Below are 18,265 nucleotides of genomic sequence, written 5' to 3' on the forward strand. Positions count from 1 at the left end.
GCCGTAGTAAGTACAGACGTGGTATTCCTCTAGTTCATGTCAGGCAAAGAGCGGCTGCTGGTGCGGGGAGCACAGGGTGACCTTCTGCGTCTCGTCGCCACCGGTCACGCCGAGTCGCGCGCCCAGCTGGCCCGCGTCTCCGGCCTGGCGGCGTCGAGCGTCTCCCTCCGCGTCGAGGAGCTGATCGACACCGGGCTCCTCGTCGAGGAGGGCTCGGGGACCTCCAGCGGCGGGCGGCGGCCCCGGCGGCTGCGGGTCAGCCCGACCGCCGGCCTGCTCGCGGTGGCCGACCTCGGGGCGCACCACGCCCGCCTCGGCCTGCTCGACCTCAGCGGCGTCCCCCTCGTCGTCGAGGAGCGCGCCTGCGACATAGCGCTCGGCCCCGAGGCGACCCTCGACTGGATGGCCGCCGCGTTCGACGAGCTGCTGCTCTCCCACGGCCCGGCCGGCGTCCCGCTGCGCGGCGTCGCCACCGGCGTTCCCGGCCCCGTCGACCCTGGCAGCGGCCGGGTGGTGTCCCCCTCGCGCATGCCCGGCTGGAACAACTTCCCCGTCGCCGAGCACCTCGGCGCCCACTACGACCTGCCCGTGCTCGTCGAGAACGACGCCAACCTCCTGGCCGTCGGCGAGGCCCGCTCGTGGCCGGGCTTCGACAACCTCATGGTGCTCAAGGCCGGCAGCGGCATAGGGTGCGGCGTGATCGTCGACGGCCGCCTGCACCGGGGCAGGGGCGCGGCCGGCGACATCAGCCACGTCCGGGTCAGGACCGACTCCTCCACCATGTGCTCGTGCGGCCACCCCGACTGCCTGGAGGCCTACGCGAGCGGCGCCGCGCTCATGGACGCCCTGTCCGGGCTCGGCATCGCGACGCGGCGCCCCGCCGACGTCGTCGCCCTGGTCGAGGACGGCGTGCCCGAGGCCACCGCCCTGGTCAGGAACGCGGGCCGCCTCATCGGCGAGGTGCTCACCGTCCTGGTCAACTTCCTCAACCCCGACGCCATCGTCGTCGGCGGCAGCCTCTCCACCGCCGAGCCGCTGATCTCCTCCATCCGCGCCGCCGTCTACGAGCGCTGCCTGCCCCTGGCCACCCGCGACCTGGAGATCGCCGTCACCCGGGGCGGCCCCGACGCCGCCCTCCTCGGCGCGGGCTCCCTCCTGCTGGACGCCGTCCTCAGCTGAGGGACCACCGGCGGTACGCCCCGCTCAGGCGAGGGACCACGGGCGGTACGCCCTCTCGCGAGGGACCACCGGCGGTACGGAGGAGGCGCGGCGGACCCCTTTACCCAACGGGGCTAAATATGTCTTTTTAGCAGGCTTTACCACTAATAGCGCCATATAGACCTATATGTGCGTAGATGAAAGGGAGGAAGGTACCAGCTCTGCCCGTGGGCTGATCGACGGAGGATCCGATGGTTCGAATGATGATCGTCCTGCTCGCCATCATCATGGCCGCGATGGCCGGCACGGCCGGTGCCGCCGGTGCCGCCGCCTCCCCCACCCCCCGGCCTGTCAGCCAGCAGGACTGGGAGTTCCTCATCAAGGCGCACCAGGGCAGCCTGGCCGAGATCGAGGCGGGCCTGGCCGTCCGGCGGAAGGCCGACGACCAGGACGGGAAGGTCGGCCAGGCCGTCCGCGAGCTGGGAGAGCAGCTCATCGTCGACCACATGAGACTCGACAGGCTCATCCAGCAGGTGGCCGGGGAGGTGGGCGTCAAGCTCCCCGACGAGCCCAGTGCGGCGCAGCGCAGGCAGCTCGAAGAGGTGATGGCGCTGGAGGGAGCGGAGTTCGACAGGGCCTGGATCGACATGGAGATCGCCAGCCACCGCCACGGGGTCACCCTCGTGAGACAGCAGGTGGAGAACAGCTCCGACCCCAGGATAAGGAAACTCGCCTTCGCCGTCGAGCAGGTCGTGCGGGCCCACCTGGACATGTTCCTCCATCTCCAGGAGCCCCCCGTCCCCAGCCCTTCGGAGAGCTGAGGCGAGCCGAGACCCGTCCGCGGCCCGCCCGGTTCCGAGGGCGGGCAGAACCAGGCGCCTGTTCGAAGCGGGGCCTGTGCTAGACAGGGAGCCAATCAAAGGGAGCCCCATGGATCAGCTCAGTCTCGGAATCGTGTCACGATCACGCAAGGAGAACGAGCACCGGCTGGCGATCCACCCGCTGCACCTGGAGCGGATCGCCCCCGACCTCCGGGGGCGCGTCTACCTCGAACGCGGCTACGGCGAGCACTTCGGCGTCTCCGACGGGCAGCTGGCACCGTACGTCGCCGGCCTGCTCCCCCGGGAGCGGCTCCTCGCGGAGTGCGACGTCGTCCTGCTCCCCAAGCCGCTGGCCGAGGACCTCGAGGGGATGCGCGAGGGGCAGATCGTCTGGGGCTGGCCGCACTGCGTCCAGGACGAGAGGATGACGCAGCTCGCGATCGACCGGCGGCTGACGCTGATCGCCTTCGAGGCGATGAACCACTGGACCGGCGAGGGCGCGTTCAACCTGCACGTCTTCCACAAGAACAACGAGCTGGCGGGCTACTCCTCGGTCCTGCACGCCCTGGAGCTCATTGGGACGACGGGCGTCTACGGCCGGAGGCTGCGGGCGGTCGTCATCGGCTTCGGGGCGACGGGGCGCGGCGCGGTGACGGCGCTCAACGCGCACGGCGTGAACGACATCGACCTCCTCACCTTCCGGGACGTCACCGCGGTCGCCTCGCCGATCCACTCGGCGCGCATCGTGCGCTTCGAGCACGAGGCCGGCGACCCCAACCGCAGCTACGCGCTCACCGAGAGCGGGCGGGTACCGCTGGCGGCCTTCATCGCCGACCACGACGTCGTCGTCAACTGCGTGCTGCAGGACACCGGTGCCCCGCTGATGTTCGCCGACGAGGAGGACCTGGCCGCCTTCGCGCCCGGCACCCTCGTCGTCGACGTGTCCTGTGACGAGGGGATGGGGTTCAGCTGGGCGCGGCCCACGACGTTCACGGACCCCATGTTCGAGGTGGGCGACAACGTCCACTACTACGGCGTCGACCACAGCCCGTCGTATCTGTGGGACTCGGCCACCTGGGAGATCAGCGAGGCCCTGCTGCCCCACCTGAGGACGGTGCTCGACGGCCGGGCCGCGTGGGACGCGGACGACACCATCCGGCGGGCCGTCGAGATCCGCGACGGCGTCGTGCAGAACCCCGCCGTCCTGTCCTTCCAGCACCGCTCGCCGGTTTACCCGTACCCGCGCGAGCAGAGCGCGTCCCCGGCACTCGCGGCCGGCGCTCAGCCGTGACCGGCTGAACCTCCGGGCGGGGCGGTGGAGCCGCGTACCACCAGCTCGGTGGCGAGCTCGACGTGATGGGAGTCGACCCGTTCGCCCGCCGCCAGGCGCAGGGCCGTGCGTACCGCGACGCCGCCCATCTCCCGCAGCGGCTGGCGTACGGTCGTCAGCGGGGGCGAGGCCATCCGGGCGACCTGGGTGTCGTCGAAGCCGACGATGCTGAGGTCCTCGGGCACGCGCAGCCCCCGCGCCCTGGCCGCCTCCAGCACGCCGAGCGCGATGTCGTCGCAGCCGGTGAAGATGGCCGTGGGGGGCTCGGGCAGGTCGAACAGGGCCGCGCCGCCCGCGACCCCCTCCTGGTAGTGGAAGGGTCCCTCCCGCACGTGACTCGGGGGGACCGCGGCGCCCGCGGCCTCCATGGCGGCGCGGTAGCCGTGCAGCCGGGCCTGCTCGCAGGCGGCGGTGGCCGGTCCGCCGAGGTAGGCGATGCGCCGGTGCCCGAGCGCGAGCAGGTGCTGTGTGGCGGCCAGGCCCCCGGCGAAGTTCGTCGAGCCGACGCTGGTGACCCCCCTGGTCTGCGGCAGGTTCAGCGGGTCGATCACGACCAGGGGCAGGCCCGCTCGGGACAGGGCGGCGAGCTGCCCGGCGGTCAGATCGCTGGTGATGGCGATCACGGCCCGCCGTCCGGCCGTGGCCAGGCCGCGGGCCCAGGCTCCGGCGCGGTCGGCGGTCGTCCGGATGCTCACCACGATCGCCGCGCCGGCCTCGGCCCCGGCCCGCACCGCGCCCTGGACGATCTCGGTCGAGTACGGGTTGAGGTCGGCGTCGAGCTCCACCTCGATCGTGGCCGGCACGGCTGTGTCGCCCCGGTCGCTCCGGCGGCGCTGCGGCGGCGCGACGTAGTCGTGCTGCTCCAGCAACGACTCCACGAGGGAGCGGGTCCCCGGGGAGACGTCGTCCCGGCCGTTGAGCACCTTCGACACGGTCGCGATCGACACGCCCGCCGAGGCCGCGACCGTGGCCAGCGTGGCCCGTCTAGGACTGGCCGGCATCTGTTCCTCCCTGCTGTGCGGCGGAAGAGCCCGGCGCCGGTTCCACGTCCATGCGGGTGACCAGCCGTCGGCCCACGCCGACGTGACGCAGCGGGCCGGTCAATCGTATGTGGCCCCGGCAGGGCAGGTCGGACGCCGACGCGCCGACGAACACCTCAAGATCCCCAGGCTCGACGACGCGCCGCAGGTCACGCCCGGTAAAGGCGGTCCGGTCGGCGGGCACGGTGAAGGTCGCCACGGCGCTCGCGCCGGGCTCCAGCCTGACCCGGGCGAACCCGGTGAGCTGCCGCACCGGCCGGGTCACCTGGGCGAGCACGTCGTGCAGGTAGAGCTGGACGACCTCCTCACCCGCCCGGCCGCCGGTGTTGCGCACGCGCACCGACACGGTGAACTCGCCGTCGGTGGGTACCTCGGCGTCGCTGATTCGCAGGTCGTCGATCGCGAAGGTGGTGTACGAGGTGCCGTGCCCGAACGGGAACAGCGGGGTCGGGTCGAGGTTGCTGATGCCGTGGCTGTCGGCACCCAGCGGCGGCTGCAGGTAGGTGCCCGGCTGCCCGCCGGGGCCGCGCGGGATCTGCACCGGCAGCTTCCCGCTGGGCTGCACCCGGCCGGACAGGACCCCGGCGACGGCCGCCCCGCCCTCCTGGCCCGGCATGAACGACTGGACGAGCGCGGCGGCCGTCCCGGCCACGCCGCCCAGCGCGTACGGGCGGCCCGAGACGACGACCACCACGACCGGCGTGCCGGTGGCGGCCAGCTCGGCGAGCAGGTCCTCCTGCGCGCCGGGCAGCCGCAGGTCCTCGGCGTCGCAGCCCTCGCCCGAGGTGCCCAGCCCGAACATCCCCGCCAGGTCGCCGACGACGGCCACGCACACGTCGGCCTCGCGGGCCGCCCGGAGCGCGGCGGCGAAGCCGGAGCGGTCCTCGCCCCGCACGTCGCAGCCCCGCTCGTGGACCAGCTCGGCGTCGGGCAGCTCGGCCCGCAGCGCGTCGAGCAGGCTGGGCGCGGCCACGCCGAGCCCGAGCCCCGGGTGGCGGGGCAGCACGTGGTTGGGGAAGGCGTAGCAGCCCATGAACGTGCGCGGGTCGTCGGCGCAGGGGCCGACCACGGCCACCCTGCGCGGCTCGGGACGTCCCTCGCCGAGCAGCGGCAGCGCGGTGCCCGCGTCGAGCAGCACGATCGACCGCTCGGCCAGTTCCCTGGCCAGTGCCCGGTTGGCCGGCGAGTCCAGGTCCACGGCCCGCGCCCCGGCCACCGAGCTCTCCGGCGTCCAGTCCGGGTCCAGCAGGCCGAGCTCCACCTTCTGCGTGAGCAGGCGCCGGGCGGCCCGGTCGATCAGGGACTCCGGCAGCTCGCCCCGCCGTACCCGCTCGGCGAGGTGCAGGCCGAAGCCGAGCGTGTCGGGCAGCTCGACGTCGATGCCCGCGGTCAGCGCCTGCACCCCGGCCTCGTCGGTGTCCGCGGCGACCTGGTGCATCGTCGCCAGGAACGGGATCGCCCAGTAGTCCGACACCACCGTCCCGGTGAACCCCCACTCGTCGCGCAGCAGGTCGGTCAGCAGCCACGGGTCGGCCGCGGCAGGGACGCCGTCCAGGTCGGAGTAGGAGTTCATCACCGAACGCGCGCCGCCCTCGACGACGGCGGTCTCGAACGGCGGCAGGATCATGTCCATCAGCTCGCGCCGGCCCATCGGCACCGGCCCGTGGTTGCGGGCCGCCCGGGAGGCGGAGTAACCGGCGAAGTGCTTGAGCGTGGCGATGACCCCGGCGCCCTCCAGGCCGCGCACGTAGGCGGCGCCGAGCATCGCGACGAGGTACGGATCCTCGCCCATGGTCTCCTCGACCCGGCCCCAGCGGTAGTCGCGCACCACGTCCAGCACCGGCGACAGGCCCTGGTGGACGCCCACGGCGCGCATGTCCCGCCCGATGGCGGCGGCCATCCGCTCCACCAGGTCCGGGTCGAACGTCGCGCCCCAGGCGATGGCCGCCGGGTAGACGGTCGCGCCGTAGGTGGTGAAACCGGTCAGGCACTCCTCATGGACCAGCGCCGGGATGCCGAGCCGGGAGTGCCTGACCACCTCGGACTGCAGCCGCACCACCTCCGCGGCGCCCTCCGCCGCGGTCACCGGAGCGCTGCCGAACACCCGCGTCAGGTGGCCGAGCCCGTGGCGGATCGTCTCCTCGAAGGGCACCCGCCCCGAGGCCGCGAAGACGTCCTGCAGCGGGGCGACGTTCGCCGTGCCCTCGGACTTCTCCTCGGGCTCCCCGTCCCGGTCGGCCTGCATGGCGTTGCCGGGCCACCGGCTGCCGAGCTGGCCGATCTTCTCCTCCAGGGTCATCTCCGCGAGGAGGGCGTCGACCCGCTCGGCCACGGGAAGTGCCGGGTCCTGCCACGACCGGAGGGTCCGGCCGGTCGCGGGGGTCCCATCTAGCGCCGTCATCTGCTCTCCTCAAGAAAAACCCGCCCCGGCAACTGCCCGAAACATTTCGGTGAGTTGCGGTAGCTCTGCTCACATCCTGGCGCACCCGAGGTGACCAGGAAAGTCCCAGATGAGAGTACCCCAGGTCCCTCACATACCAAGCTCATGCCGACATGGGATCACCTCTTGACAGGCAGGTAGCTGAAATCTAAATTGACGTGCCACGCGGCCTGTTTCGGAAATGTTTCGACATGCTGGGCTCGGGGGGGACGGACGCCTGGTAGCAGAGGTGCCGATCCACGACCAGACGGCCACCGCCACTCATGTTTCACCTGAAGCCCCGCCCCGCCTCGGCATTCGACATACGGAGATCAGCGTGGAGTCAACGACACCATCCCGCCGCACCTTCCTCACCCTCTCCATGGGCATCCCCCTCAGCGCCGCGCTGGCGGCCTGCGGCACGTCCGGCCCCGCCCCGGCGGGCGGAGCCTCGACCGGCGCGAGCGGCGGGAACGCCGCCAGCAAGGCCAGCTACTGGTTCCTGTCGACCCAGCCGCAGGAGGGCGTGCGCACCAGGGCCGTGGAGCGCTTCAACAAGGCCAACCCCAACGGGCAGATCGAGTTCACGGCCATGCAGAACGACGCCTACAAGACGAAGATCAAGACGGCGATCGGGGCGGGACAGGCGCCCACCATCATCTGGGGCTGGGGTGGCGGGACGCTGCGCACGTACGTGCAGGCCGGCCAGGTGGAGGACCTCACCCCGTGGTTCGAGCAGAACCCGGCGGTGAAGGACCGGCTGTTCGCCTCCTCCTTCGGGGCGGCCACGATCGACGGCAAGATCTACGCGATGCCGGCCGAGACCATGCAGCCCATCGTCCTGTACTACAACAAGAAGGTCTTCGACCAGGTCGGCGTGAAGCCGCCGGAGTCGTGGGGCGACATCATGGCCCTGGTCCCCAAGTTCAACGCCGCCGGCATCGCCCCGTTCTCGCTCGGCGGCCAGTCCCGCTGGACGAACATGATGTGGCTGGAGTTCCTCTTCGACCGCATCGGCGGCCCCGAGGTGTTCCAGGCCGTGTTCGACGCCAAGAAGGACGCCTGGTCCCACCCCGCCGCCCTCGACGCCCTGACCAAGATCCAGGAACTCGTCAAGGCGGACGGGTTCATCAAGGGCTTCTCCTCGATCACGGCCGACTCCAACGCCGACCAGGCACTGCTCTACACCGGCAAGGCCGCGATGATGCTGCACGGCGGCTGGACGTACGGCGCCATGTCGACCGACGGCGGCGACTTCGTCTCCGGCGGCCACCTCGGCTACATGAACTTCCCGCCGGTCGAGGGCGGCAAGGGCGACCCCAGCAACACCGTCGGCAACCCCGGCCAGTACCTGTCGATCTCCTCCAAGGCGACCCCCGAGCAGAAGGAGATCGCGAAGAAGTTCTTCGCGACCGCCGTGCTCAACGACGAGGACGTCAAGGAGTGGGCGGGCACCGGCGCGGTGCCGATCGTCAACGGCGCCGACAGCGCGTTCGCCGGCGCCAAGGACGCGGACTTCCTGAACTTCGTCTACGGCATCGCCAGCAACGCCAAGTCCTTCGCCCAGTCCTGGGACCAGGCGCTCAGCCCCACCGCGGCCGAGGTGCTGCTGGACAACATCGCCAAGCTGTTCCAGCTGTCGATCACACCGGAGCAGTTCGTGTCCAACATGAACGCGGTCATCGGCAGTTGAGCGCGCTCGCCACCCCCGCCCGGACAGGGAGGCCGCCGGCCGCCAGGCAGAGGGCGTACAGCCGCCTTCTGCCCTGGCTGGCCGTGCCGGCCCTGGTGATCTTCGTCGCCTTCGGGGTCATTCCGCTGGTCGGGGTCCTGTTCCTCAGCTTCACGTCCTGGGACGGACTCGGCGAGATCCAGATGTCCGGGTTCACCAGCTGGCGGGCCGTGCTCGCCGACCCCGGTCTCCTGCACGCGCTGTGGATAACGCTGCTGGTGATGGCCGTCTCCTGGGCGGTCCAGACCCCGATCAGCATCCTGATCGGGGTGTTCCTGGCCGGGCGGCAGCGCTACCGCTCGCTGCTGGCGGTGATCTACTTCATCCCGCTGCTGCTCAGTCAGGCCGCCATCGCGATCGCCTACAAGGCGCTGCTCGACCCCAACTTCGGGCTCGGCGCCGGGCTGGGCATCGACCTGCTCGTGCAGGACTGGCTCGGCGAGCCCGTTCTCGCCTTCGGCACCGTGATCTTCGTGGTGTCGTGGCAGTTCGTCCCCTTCCACTCGCTGATCTACCAGGGCGGCGTGCGGCAGATCCCGCACTCCATGTACGAGGCCGCCGAGATAGACGGCGCGGGCCGCGTCCGCAAGTTCTTCAGCATCACGCTGCCGCAGCTCAAGTACACGATCATCACGTCCTCCACCCTCATGGTCGTCGGGTCGCTGACCTTCTTCGACCTGATCTTCGTGCTGACCGCGGGCGGTCCCGGCGACGCCACCCGGGTGCTCGCCCTGGACATGTACAAGCGCGGGTTCCAGGCCAACCTCATGGGACCGGCCAGCGCCATCGCCGTCATCCTCGTCCTGGTGGGTCTCGCCCTCGCCTTGCTCCTGCGCCGGCTCGGCGGCCGCGACGCCAACGCCAGCCAGATGGAAGGGGTCTGACATGAGCGTGACCCACACGACGGGGGTCAAGCGGACCGAGACGCTCGGACCGCATCCGCGCCGGCACCGGCGGCGCCGCCCGCCAGCCCACGGCGAGCGGCGCTCGCTCGGCGAGCGCCCCAACTGGCTGGGCGGGGCCGTGAGCTGGCTGTGGCTGGTGATCGTGATCGTGCCGATCTACTGGATCGTCATCACCAGCTTCAAGGCGCAGAGCAGCTACTACGCCACCAACCCGCTCGCGCCGCCCACCGAGCCGACCCTCGACAACTACCGGCTGGTCGTCGAGTCCGACTTCCCGCTGTACTTCCTCAACAGCCTCATCGTGACCGTCGGCGCGGTCGTCCCGGCGGTCGCGGTCGCGTTCATGGCGGCGTACGCGATCGTCCGGGGCAGCACCGCCTTCCGCTTCCTGCGCGGGGTGAACGCGCTCTTCCTCATGGGCCTGGCCATCCCGCTGCAGGCGACCATCATCCCCGTCTACCTGATCATCATCCGGCTGCGTCTGTACGACTCTCTGACGGGGCTGATCCTCCCGTCGATCGCCTTCGCGATCCCGCTGTCGGTGCTGGTCCTGACCAACTTCATCCGTGACGTGCCCAAGGAGCTGTTCGAGTCGATGCGGCTGGACGGCGCGGGCGAGCTGGCGACACTCTGGCGCCTGGCGTTGCCGCTCACCATGCCGGCCGTGGTGACGGTGACGATCTACAACGCGCTGACGATCTGGAACGGGTTCCTGCTGCCGCTGATCCTCACCCAGAGCCCCGACAAGCGCACGCTGCCGCTCGCGCTGTGGACCTTCCAGGGGCAGTACAGCGTGAACGTGCCGGCGGTGCTCGCCTCCGTGGTGCTGACCACGCTCCCCATCCTGATCCTGTACGTGGTCGGCCGCCGCCAGCTGCTCAGCGGCCTGACGGCCGGCTTCAGCAAGTGACCGGTCACTGCCCGGCCAGGCCGGTGTGGGCGACGCCGCGAATGATCTGGCGCTGGAAGAGCACGAAGACGACGAGCAGCGGCAGGCCGGCCAGGACCACGGAGGCCATGATCTGCGCGTAGCGCACGCCGAAGGTGCCCTGCACCACGTTGGCCAGTCCCACCGGCAGGGTCATCGTGTTCGGGTCGGTGGAGACCAGGAACGGCCAGAGGAAGTTGTTCCAGGTCGTGATGAACGTGAAGATCGCCACCGCGGCGAGCACCGGGCGCGAGAGCGGGAGCACGATGGTGAAGAACACCCGCCAGCGGCCGGCCCCGTCGACGAACGCGGCCTGTTCCAGCTCCGGCGGCACGGCCTGGAAGAACTTGTAGAGGATGTACACGATGACGGGCGCGGCGACCTGCGGAAGGATGACGCCCCACCAGGTGTCGACCAGTCCCAGCGCGACCATCTCGGCGAACAGCGGGGCGATCAGCACCTGCGGGGGAACCATGATCCCCGCGAGGATCACGGCGAGCAGCACGCGCTGCCCGCGGAACCGGGTGCGCGCGAAGCCGTACGCCGCCATCGCCGAGAACAGCACGGTCATGAACGTCACGATGACCGCGGTGACGGTGGAGTTGATCGCCCACTTGACGATGCCGCCGGTGCCCAGGACCAGGCGGTAGGCGTCGAGGGTGACCTCGCTGCCGACCCACTGCAGGGGGACCTTGTTGGTGTCGGCCTCGGGCTTGAGCGAGGTGGCGACCGCCCAGGCGAGGGGCGCGAGCCAGACCACGGCGAGCGCCCCGGTGACGGCGAGCAGGACCAGCTGGCCGGGGCCGAACCTCTTGGTCATCGGAGAGACTCCTCACGCTTGCGGAACAGCCGCAACTGCACCAGGGACACGGCGACGATCAGGATGAAAAGGATGTAGGAGACGGCCGAGGCGTAGCCGACGCGGTACCCCGTGAAGCCGATGTCGTAGGCGTACTCGATGATCGGGCGGGTGGAGTTCTCCGGGCCTCCGCCGGTCATCAGGTAGATCTGGTCGAAGACCTTCAGCGAGGCCAGCAGCTGCAGCACCACGACGAGGCCGGTGGTGCGGCGGAGCAGCGGCAGCGTGATCGAGCGCAGCTTGTGCCAGGCCGAGGCGCCGTCGATCGAGGCGGCCTCGTAGAGCTGCTCGGGGATGCTCTGCAGGGCGGCCAGGTAGAGCAGGAAGTTGAAGCCGACCGTCCACCAGACGGTGGTCATCACGACCGACCACATCGCCAGGTCCGGATCGCCCAGCCAGAGGATGTCGGTCCCGAACGTCCCGTTCAGCAGGCCGAAGCCGGGCTGGTAGATCATCTGCAGCCAGAGCAGCGAGACCACGGCGGAGGGCAGCAGGAACGGCGCGAAGAACGACAGCCGCCACAGCCAGCGCATGAAGCGCAGGTTGTGCACCAGCAGGGCGAACACCAGCCCCAGGACGACCAGGGGCACGGTGCTCAGCACGGTGAACAGCACGGTGTTCCAGAGAGAGCGCCACATCCTGGGGTCGGCGAACGCCTCGGCGTAGTTGGCGAAGCCGACGAACCCGGCGTTGGCCCCGGCGATGTTGACGCTGGTCAGGCTCATCCTCAGGCCCAGCAGCAGCGGCCAGACCAGGAAGGCCACGTAGATCACGAGGAAGGGCGCGACGAACAGCAGCCCGTGCTGGGTCCAGCGGTGTCCCGCACCGGTCTTCGCGGCCGGCGCGGCGCCGGCGGGGGCGGCGACGGTGGTCGTCATCGGGGCTCCTCGGGGAAGGGGTTGGGGGCCTCCATGAGCCCGCGCAGGGCGGCCTTGGCCAGGGCCAGGCCCTGCTCGGGCGTGCGGGTTCCGGCGATCACCGGGGAGAACGCCTCACCGAACTCGATCCACAGCCTCGACGCCGATCCGGTGAACCACACCTGCGGGTCGAGTGCCACGTCGGTGATGACCGAGCGGTACTCCGACTGCGGGCTCAGCGCCAGGTACTCCGGCTCCTCCAGTGCGGGGAGGTAGGCGGGCACGTGACCGGCCACCGCCCAGTCGGCGCTGTTCTTGACCAGGTAGGCGATGAACCGGTAGGTCTCCCGCTCGATCCGCGGATCGCGGTCGCGCTGGTGGGGCACGACGAAGACGTGGCAGTCGGCCTGGGCCGAGGCGCCGCCGAAGACCGAGGGAAAGCGCGTCATGTCGAACGGCGTCTTCGCCTGCTTGAAGGTCGTGATCTCCCAGTCGCCGTTCCACAGGAAGGCCGCGTCGCCGTTCTGGAAGGCGGCGACCGACGCCGCGTAGTCGGTGGTGGGGTCGCACAGTCCCTCCGCGCCCAGCGTGCGCATGAAGGACAGCGCCTCCAGCGCCTTGGCGTCGTCGATCGTGATCTGGGTGCCGTCCTCCGACAGGAGGGTGCCGCCGCTCTGGGGGTACAGCGACCACCACACCCGCCACGGCCCCACCGTCCCGAGGCCGAGCGCGTCGAAGGTCAGCGGAGGCTTGCCGCCGAGGACGTCCTTGGCCTTGCGCAGTGCCTCCAGCAGCTGGTCGGCGCCCTTGGTCGGCAGCAGCTTGCCGTCGCCGCCGAGCAGCCCGGCACGGCCGCAGACGTCGGTGTTGTGGTACTGCACCATGGGGTGGGCGTCGAAGGGCACCGCGTACAGGACCCCGTCGACGTGGGCGCGTTCCCAGATCGGGGGGCTGAAGTCCTCGGCCCGCAGGCCGTTCTCGGCGAGCAGGTCGAGGTTGATCGGGTCCAGGATCAGGCCGGGGCCGATACCGGGCAGCCGGGCGAGGTGGAAGGTCGCGAGATCGGGGGAACGGCCCCCGGCGCCCGCCATCGCGACCTTGGTGTAGAAGGGCTCGCCCCACTGCAGGACGTTCTCCTCGACGAACAGGCCGGGGTTCTCCTTGGCGAACGCGCCGACCATCCCGTTCATGACGACCCCGTCGCTCGCGCCGAGGAAGTGCCAGTACCTGATGCGGGTCCGGGAGGAGCCCAGGTCCACGGGGAGGGAGCATCCGGAGCCGAGGAGCCCGAGGGCGAGGGCGCCGCCCAGCAGGTTCCTGCGGGTGATCCGGGACGGGGTCGACGGAGTCCGGGGTGGGGTCGATGGGATGTCGTCCACTGCTGTCTCCAGGGGGCGAGGCCGCGCCTCCCCGACGAGCCACGGCCGGATGGATCTACGGGCGGATGAGACGGATCACGTTCCACGAGACGGCGGGCAGCGTCGTCTCCAGGGTCCCGGCGTCGAGGCGGACCTCGGTGTTCGTACGGGGAGTCACCGTGTCCGGGGCGTCGGCGGTGTTGCGGGCGTAGGGGTCGGGACCGGACAGCACCGTGGCGCCGGCGAGCGCCACCGGGCCGAGGGCGCGCAGGTCGGCGGTGAGGGTGAGCGGCCGGTCGGTCGAGCGGTTGACGGCGAACAGCGTGGTGGCGCCGGTCTCCTCGTCGTGGGTGGCGACGGCGTCGAGGGCGGCGACCTGACCGAACCTCGCGGTCTCGTGGGTGGGAGAGGCGGGCTCGACCCGCAGCACCTGGCCCGCCGCGTACCGGGAGGCCTGGGCGAACGGGTGGAAGGTGGTCTGCCTCCAGGCCCTGCCGCCCGGTTCGGTCATGATGGGGGCGATGACGTTGACCAGCTGGGCCAGGCAGGCGGCCGTCACCCTGTCGCTGTGCCGCAGCAGTGAGATCAGCAGCCCGCCGAAGGCCACCGCGTCGGCCAGGTGGTAGTGGTCCTCGAGCAGCGGCGGGGCGACCGGCCAGTCGCGCGGCGGTTCGGCGCCCTGGAAGCGGGACAGGTACCAGACGTTCCACTCGTCGAACGAGATGTTGATCTTCTTCTTGCTCCTGAGCCGGGCGCCCACGCTGTCGGCCGTCGCCACCACCGCGTCGACGAAGTGGTCCATGTCCGCCGCCGAGGCGAGGAAGCTCGCCAGGTCGCCGTCGTGCTCCTCGTAGTAGGCGTGGCAGGAGATGAAGTCCACCAGGTCGTAGGTCTCCTCCAGCACGGTTGCCTCCCACGCGCCGAAGGTCGGCATGGCGGAACCGGAGCTCCCGCAGGCCACGAGTTCCAGGCTCGGGTCGATCATGCGCATGGCACGGGCGGTGCCGGCGGCGAGCCGCCCGTACTCGCGGGCGCTCATGTGGCCGATCTGCCACGGGCCGTCCATCTCGTTGCCCAGGCACCACATCCGGACGTCGTGCGGCCTCTTGGCGCCGTGGGCGACCCGCAGGTCCGACAGGTGGGTCCCGGACTCGATGTTGCAGTACTCCAGCAGGTCCAGCGCCTCGGCGATGCCCCGGGTGCCGAGGTTGACGGCCATCATCGGCTCCACCCCGGCCTTGCGCGTCCAGGCGACGAACTCGTCCAGGCCGAACTCGTTGGTCTCCGTACTGTGCCAGGCCAGGTCGAGCCGCCGGGGCCGCCCGGCCCGGGGGCCGACGCCGTCCTCCCAGCGGTATCCGGACACGAAGTTCCCGCCGGGGTAGCGGGCCGTGGTGACGCCCAGCTCGCGGGTGAGCTCCAGCACGTCGCGCCGGAGGCCCTCCTCGTCGGCGGTGGGGTGGCCGGGTTCGTAGAGGCCGGTGTAGACGCACCGGCCGAGGTGCTCGACGAACGTCCCGAAGGTGCGCCGGTGGACGGGGGCCACCCTGAACGCGGGGTCAAGGGTGAGGTGCGCGGACAGCACGAAGGTCTCCTCATACGCGGCCCGCGCCGGCCTCCGGCGCGAGATCGCCAGGCTCGTGGACGAACGGGAAGTTGGGCGACTCCATTTGTGAGCGTTAACATGAAAAAAGGCCAACCGTTACCTGGAGTGAGTGTTAACGCCCCTGACATCGCCGGTCAAATCACGATCCGGTAACTACGAAAGATTCCCAGCTCATCGCATGTGCCGTCCGACCTGCTGATTTCACCTCCGCGCGCCGTGAACGATCCGCTCCGCCCCGGACACGCGACGTGACCGGAACCCGCCCCACGCCTCTCGTGCCCGAATAAAAGCGGGCGCTTACCGGCAAATTAAGGAAATCCTCAGGGGGCTGTTGACAGCGTTATCGACCGGGAGTCCACTTGGCTGCCAAGCACCGGACGATGGGGTGTCGCACGCAGGTTCCGGCCTCGCCCCCCGCACCGCGTGATCACCGAGATCTCACGCGTCGGCGCGCCGGCGGGCCCGTTCCCTGCCTTCCTCCGGCAGCGCGTCGGCGGCCGGCAGTCGCGGCAACAGCTGCGGTCCCAGCGTCATCGCCCGGAAGACGAGCGCGACGGTCACCTCGTGGCCGGGCCGGTGCACGACCACGACCGGACCGGCCGGCGTTGACGCCCGGCACCGCGCGACGGCCTCCGGGGATTCACCGTGATCGCAGCACCATGGACATGTAGGCCAGCAGGTCGGCACGGCGGCGGAACGGATCGCGATACAGCGGCGGGCCGCCGGCCCTCAGACGCAGCCCCTCCCGGATGATCCGGTGCCAGCGTTCGTCGAACACCTTCAGCGCGTACTCGCCCGCGGCCGTCTTGGAGGTGACCTCGCCCGCCGCGAGAGTGTGGTGGAGCCGGGTGACACCGAGCACCCCCCACGTGGTCTGGTGGCCGCTGAGCGCGGCCACTCCCCACAGTGACGCCGATCGGGAGCCGCGCTCGACCCAGCGCGTCCAGTAGCCGTCCAGGTTCTCCCGCGTCCGCCGGGCCAGGGCGTCCCAGTCGGTGTGGATCCCCAGCTCCGCGACCGCGGGCCCCCGCACCGCCACCCCGCCCTGGGCCAGCACGTGCCAGGTCACCAGGTGCCGCTCGGACCTGCTCTCCTCCTCGAGGCGCCATTCGTGCACGGCCGGCCTCGCCGGGGTCAGCTCGGGGTCGCGGCGCAGGTCGTCCCACGTGACGTAGAGACCGTCGAAGTACGGCTTCGCGTACCGGCTCTTCAACTCGGCATGCACCCCGCGCAGGATCCGCGCGTCAGGGGGAGCGCCGACCACGGCGACGAAGTCGATGTCGCTCTTGCCCGGCCGGTAGTCACCGAGGGCGATCGAGCCCTGCAGGTAGAGACCTTCGACCAGGCCCGGCGCGTACCGGTCGGCCAGCTCCAGGTAGGTCGCGCACATACGGGAGGGCATCTCGCCGAGGCTGTTCACCACTTTCGCACCTTAACCGCCGGGCAACGGAGCGGACCTCGAAACGGATGCCACGACGATCATCCGCCATCTCGCCAGGCGCTACCTCACCGCGGCCTCCAACGAGGAGGTCACCGCCGACCAGGTACGCGGCCTCCCCGGGCCGGTGGCGCGGATGGTGAGCGGCGCGGTCGGCGAGTACGAGGACCCGGACGCCTGACGCCGGACACGCCGGAGCACCGCAGGACGGCCCGCCGTGCGCCTCCCGTGACGGGAGAGAGGCGCAGGCCGTACATTCGGCGGATGGATCCTCGTGACGGCGTGGTCGAGCTGTTTCATCGGGTGGCGGCCTCGGTGCCCGCCTACCGCGCGTTTCTCGCCGAGCACGGCGTGGTCGCCGAGCGGGTCGAGACCTATGAGGACTTCACCCGGCTGCCGCTGACCACCAAGGACAACTACACCCGCCGCCACCCGCTGCCCGACCTGTGCAGGGACGGCACCGTCGGGGACATGATCGCGGTGTCGTCCGGCTCCACCGGCACCCCGTCGTTCTGGCCGCGCTCGGCCGCCGACGAGGAGGTGATCGCCGAGCGGTTCGAGCAGGTCTTCCGCGACGCCTTCGACGCCGCCGGGCGCAGGACGCTCGCCGTGGTCTGCTTCGCGCTCGGCACCTGGGTGGGCGGGCTGTTCACCCTCGCCTGCTGCCGCCACCTCGCCGCGAAGGGCTACCCGATCACCGCGGTCGCCCCCGGCAGCGACCGGCGCGAGATCCTCCGGGTGATCCCGGAGCTGGCCCCGCACTTCGACCAGGTCGTGCTGCTCGGCTACCCGCCGTTCCTCAAGGACGTGATCGACACCGGGGTCGCGCAGGGCCTGCCCTGGGCCGACCACTCGGTCAAACTGGTCACCGCCGGAGAGGTGTTCAGCGAGGAGTGGCGCACTCTCGTCGCCGAACGGACCGGCATGACCGATCCCGCGCGCGACACCGCCTCTCTCTACGGCACCGCCGACGCCGGAGTCCTCGGCAACGAGACCCCGCTGTCCATCCGCGTCCGCCGCTTCCTCGCCGCCCACCCGGAAACGGCCAAGAAGCTGTTCGGCGCCTCCCGGCTGCCGACCCTGGTCCAGTACGACCCGCGGGTGCGCTTCTTCGAGGAGCACGAGGGCACCCTGCTGTTCTCCGGCGACAACGGCATCCCGCTGATCCGCTACCACATCGCCGACGAGGGCGGCCTGATCCCCCACGACCGCATGCTCGCCTTCCTCGCCGAGCACGGCTTCCACCCCGGCGACGACGGGCCGGACCTGCCGTTCGCGTACGTCTTCGGCCGCGGCCACTTCACGGTCTCCTACTACGGGGCCAACGTGTATCCGGAGAACATCGCGATCGGCCTGGAGCAGCCCGAGGTCAACACCCTGGTGACCGGCAAGTTCGTGCTGGAGGTGACCGAGGACGCCGAGCGCGACCGGCATCTGACGGTGACCGTCGAGCTGGCCCCGGGCCTGCGCGGCTCCGACGAGAGCGCACAGCTGGTCGGCCGCTCGATCCTGACCCAGCTGCGCCGCCTCAACAGCGAGTTCGCCAACTACGTGCCCCCGGCGAAGCAGCCCCCGGTCGTCCACCTCCGCGAGACGGGCGACCCCGACCACTTCCCGCCCGGCGCCAAACACCGCTACACCCGAGGCTGATCCTCCACCGGCCCATACGTCCTTCTCGCTCGCCGAGAGCCGACAAAATGCAAGGCCGATCTTCTGCGACCAGAACGCCGACGGCTACCTCAACGACATCCTTTCAAGATCAACTGATGGCAGAAAGCGGCCGACCAGCCGACAAGTCCGTGAGCCTGGATCGC

At 70.8% G+C, this 18,265-nt stretch carries 15 protein-coding genes; 7 read left to right on the forward strand and 8 right to left on the reverse strand.

Features of this window, described 5'->3' with window-relative positions:
• The first annotated feature begins 36 nt into the window (after positions 1-36).
• The 3 genes from ACTOQ1_RS00555 to ACTOQ1_RS00565 all read left to right on the forward strand — a co-directional run bounded on the left by ACTOQ1_RS00555 (position 37) and on the right by ACTOQ1_RS00565 (position 3,270).
• Positions 37-1,179 carry an ROK family protein gene (locus ACTOQ1_RS00555; protein WP_440063578.1) on the forward strand — a complete coding sequence of 381 codons (1,143 nt, stop codon included), beginning with the start codon at positions 37-39 and terminating at the stop codon, positions 1,177-1,179.
• A 230-nt stretch (positions 1,180-1,409) separates the two neighbouring features.
• Positions 1,410-1,979 carry a DUF4142 domain-containing protein gene (locus ACTOQ1_RS00560; protein WP_440063580.1) on the forward strand — a complete coding sequence of 190 codons (570 nt, stop codon included), beginning with the start codon at positions 1,410-1,412 and terminating at the stop codon, positions 1,977-1,979.
• A 109-nt stretch (positions 1,980-2,088) separates the two neighbouring features.
• Complete coding sequence (locus ACTOQ1_RS00565) at positions 2,089-3,270, forward strand: N(5)-(carboxyethyl)ornithine synthase (RefSeq protein ID WP_440063582.1); 1,182 nt, start codon at positions 2,089-2,091, stop codon at positions 3,268-3,270.
• Here ACTOQ1_RS00565 and ACTOQ1_RS00570 read toward each other — a convergent pair.
• Together ACTOQ1_RS00570 and ACTOQ1_RS00575 are read right to left on the reverse strand one after the other, a co-directional pair.
• Positions 3,261-4,310, reverse strand: coding sequence for a LacI family DNA-binding transcriptional regulator (locus ACTOQ1_RS00570; protein ID WP_440063584.1), 1,050 nt, complete (start codon positions 4,308-4,310; stop codon positions 3,261-3,263). The two genes, ACTOQ1_RS00565 and ACTOQ1_RS00570, sit on opposite strands and share 10 nt — an antisense overlap.
• On the reverse strand, positions 4,294-6,750 hold the full coding sequence (locus ACTOQ1_RS00575) for a glycoside hydrolase family 3 N-terminal domain-containing protein (RefSeq protein ID WP_440063586.1): 2,457 nt from the start codon (positions 6,748-6,750) through the stop codon (positions 4,294-4,296). Before ACTOQ1_RS00575 ends, ACTOQ1_RS00570 begins: the two co-directional genes overlap by 17 nt.
• Before the next feature lie 355 nt (positions 6,751-7,105).
• On the opposite strand from ACTOQ1_RS00575, the gene ACTOQ1_RS00580 reads away from it, so the two are divergent.
• Genes ACTOQ1_RS00580 through ACTOQ1_RS00590 form a run of 3 tightly spaced genes read left to right on the forward strand, consistent with a single transcriptional unit; the run spans position 7,106 to position 10,315 of the window.
• A complete protein-coding gene (locus tag ACTOQ1_RS00580) occupies positions 7,106-8,461 on the forward strand; it encodes an extracellular solute-binding protein (RefSeq protein WP_440063587.1) in 1,356 nt (451 codons plus the stop codon).
• The gene (locus ACTOQ1_RS00585; RefSeq protein WP_440063588.1) at positions 8,458-9,384 is read left to right on the forward strand and encodes a carbohydrate ABC transporter permease; all 927 of its coding nucleotides are present in this window, start codon (positions 8,458-8,460) and stop codon (positions 9,382-9,384) included. The genes ACTOQ1_RS00580 and ACTOQ1_RS00585 overlap by 4 nt, the downstream gene beginning before the upstream one ends.
• A 1-nt stretch (position 9,385) precedes the next feature.
• Positions 9,386-10,315 carry a carbohydrate ABC transporter permease gene (locus ACTOQ1_RS00590; RefSeq protein WP_440063589.1) on the forward strand — a complete coding sequence of 310 codons (930 nt, stop codon included), beginning with the start codon at positions 9,386-9,388 and terminating at the stop codon, positions 10,313-10,315.
• Positions 10,316-10,319: 4 nt separating this feature from the next.
• Here the strand turns inward: ACTOQ1_RS00590 and ACTOQ1_RS00595 are convergent, their stop codons facing one another.
• The 6 genes from ACTOQ1_RS00595 to ACTOQ1_RS00620 all read right to left on the reverse strand — a co-directional run bounded on the left by ACTOQ1_RS00595 (position 10,320) and on the right by ACTOQ1_RS00620 (position 16,436).
• On the reverse strand, positions 10,320-11,153 hold the full coding sequence (locus ACTOQ1_RS00595; protein ID WP_440063590.1) for a carbohydrate ABC transporter permease: 834 nt from the start codon (positions 11,151-11,153) through the stop codon (positions 10,320-10,322).
• Positions 11,150-12,070 carry a carbohydrate ABC transporter permease gene (locus ACTOQ1_RS00600; RefSeq protein WP_440063591.1) on the reverse strand — a complete coding sequence of 307 codons (921 nt, stop codon included), beginning with the start codon at positions 12,068-12,070 and terminating at the stop codon, positions 11,150-11,152. Before ACTOQ1_RS00600 ends, ACTOQ1_RS00595 begins: the two co-directional genes overlap by 4 nt.
• On the reverse strand, positions 12,067-13,428 hold the full coding sequence (locus ACTOQ1_RS00605) for an extracellular solute-binding protein (RefSeq protein ID WP_440063592.1): 1,362 nt from the start codon (positions 13,426-13,428) through the stop codon (positions 12,067-12,069). Before ACTOQ1_RS00605 ends, ACTOQ1_RS00600 begins: the two co-directional genes overlap by 4 nt.
• A gap of 55 nt (positions 13,429-13,483) precedes the next feature.
• On the reverse strand, positions 13,484-14,992 hold the full coding sequence (gene arfA, locus ACTOQ1_RS00610) for an arabinosylfuranosidase ArfA (RefSeq protein ID WP_440063593.1): 1,509 nt from the start codon (positions 14,990-14,992) through the stop codon (positions 13,484-13,486).
• A gap of 459 nt (positions 14,993-15,451) precedes the next feature.
• Positions 15,452-15,601, reverse strand: a complete 150-nt coding sequence (locus ACTOQ1_RS00615; RefSeq protein WP_440063594.1) for a hypothetical protein — start codon at positions 15,599-15,601, stop codon at positions 15,452-15,454.
• A gap of 52 nt (positions 15,602-15,653) precedes the next feature.
• The gene (locus tag ACTOQ1_RS00620; protein WP_440063596.1) at positions 15,654-16,436 is read right to left on the reverse strand and encodes a nucleotidyltransferase domain-containing protein; all 783 of its coding nucleotides are present in this window, start codon (positions 16,434-16,436) and stop codon (positions 15,654-15,656) included.
• A gap of 279 nt (positions 16,437-16,715) precedes the next feature.
• Between ACTOQ1_RS00620 and ACTOQ1_RS00625 the strand changes: the two genes are divergently transcribed.
• The gene (locus ACTOQ1_RS00625; protein WP_440063598.1) at positions 16,716-18,101 is read left to right on the forward strand and encodes a phenylacetate--CoA ligase family protein; all 1,386 of its coding nucleotides are present in this window, start codon (positions 16,716-16,718) and stop codon (positions 18,099-18,101) included.
• Positions 18,102-18,265 lie beyond the last annotated feature (164 nt).

The organism is Streptosporangium sp. OZ121, assembly GCF_051918885.1.
Taxonomy (GTDB): Bacteria; Actinomycetota; Actinomycetes; order Streptosporangiales; family Streptosporangiaceae; genus Streptosporangium.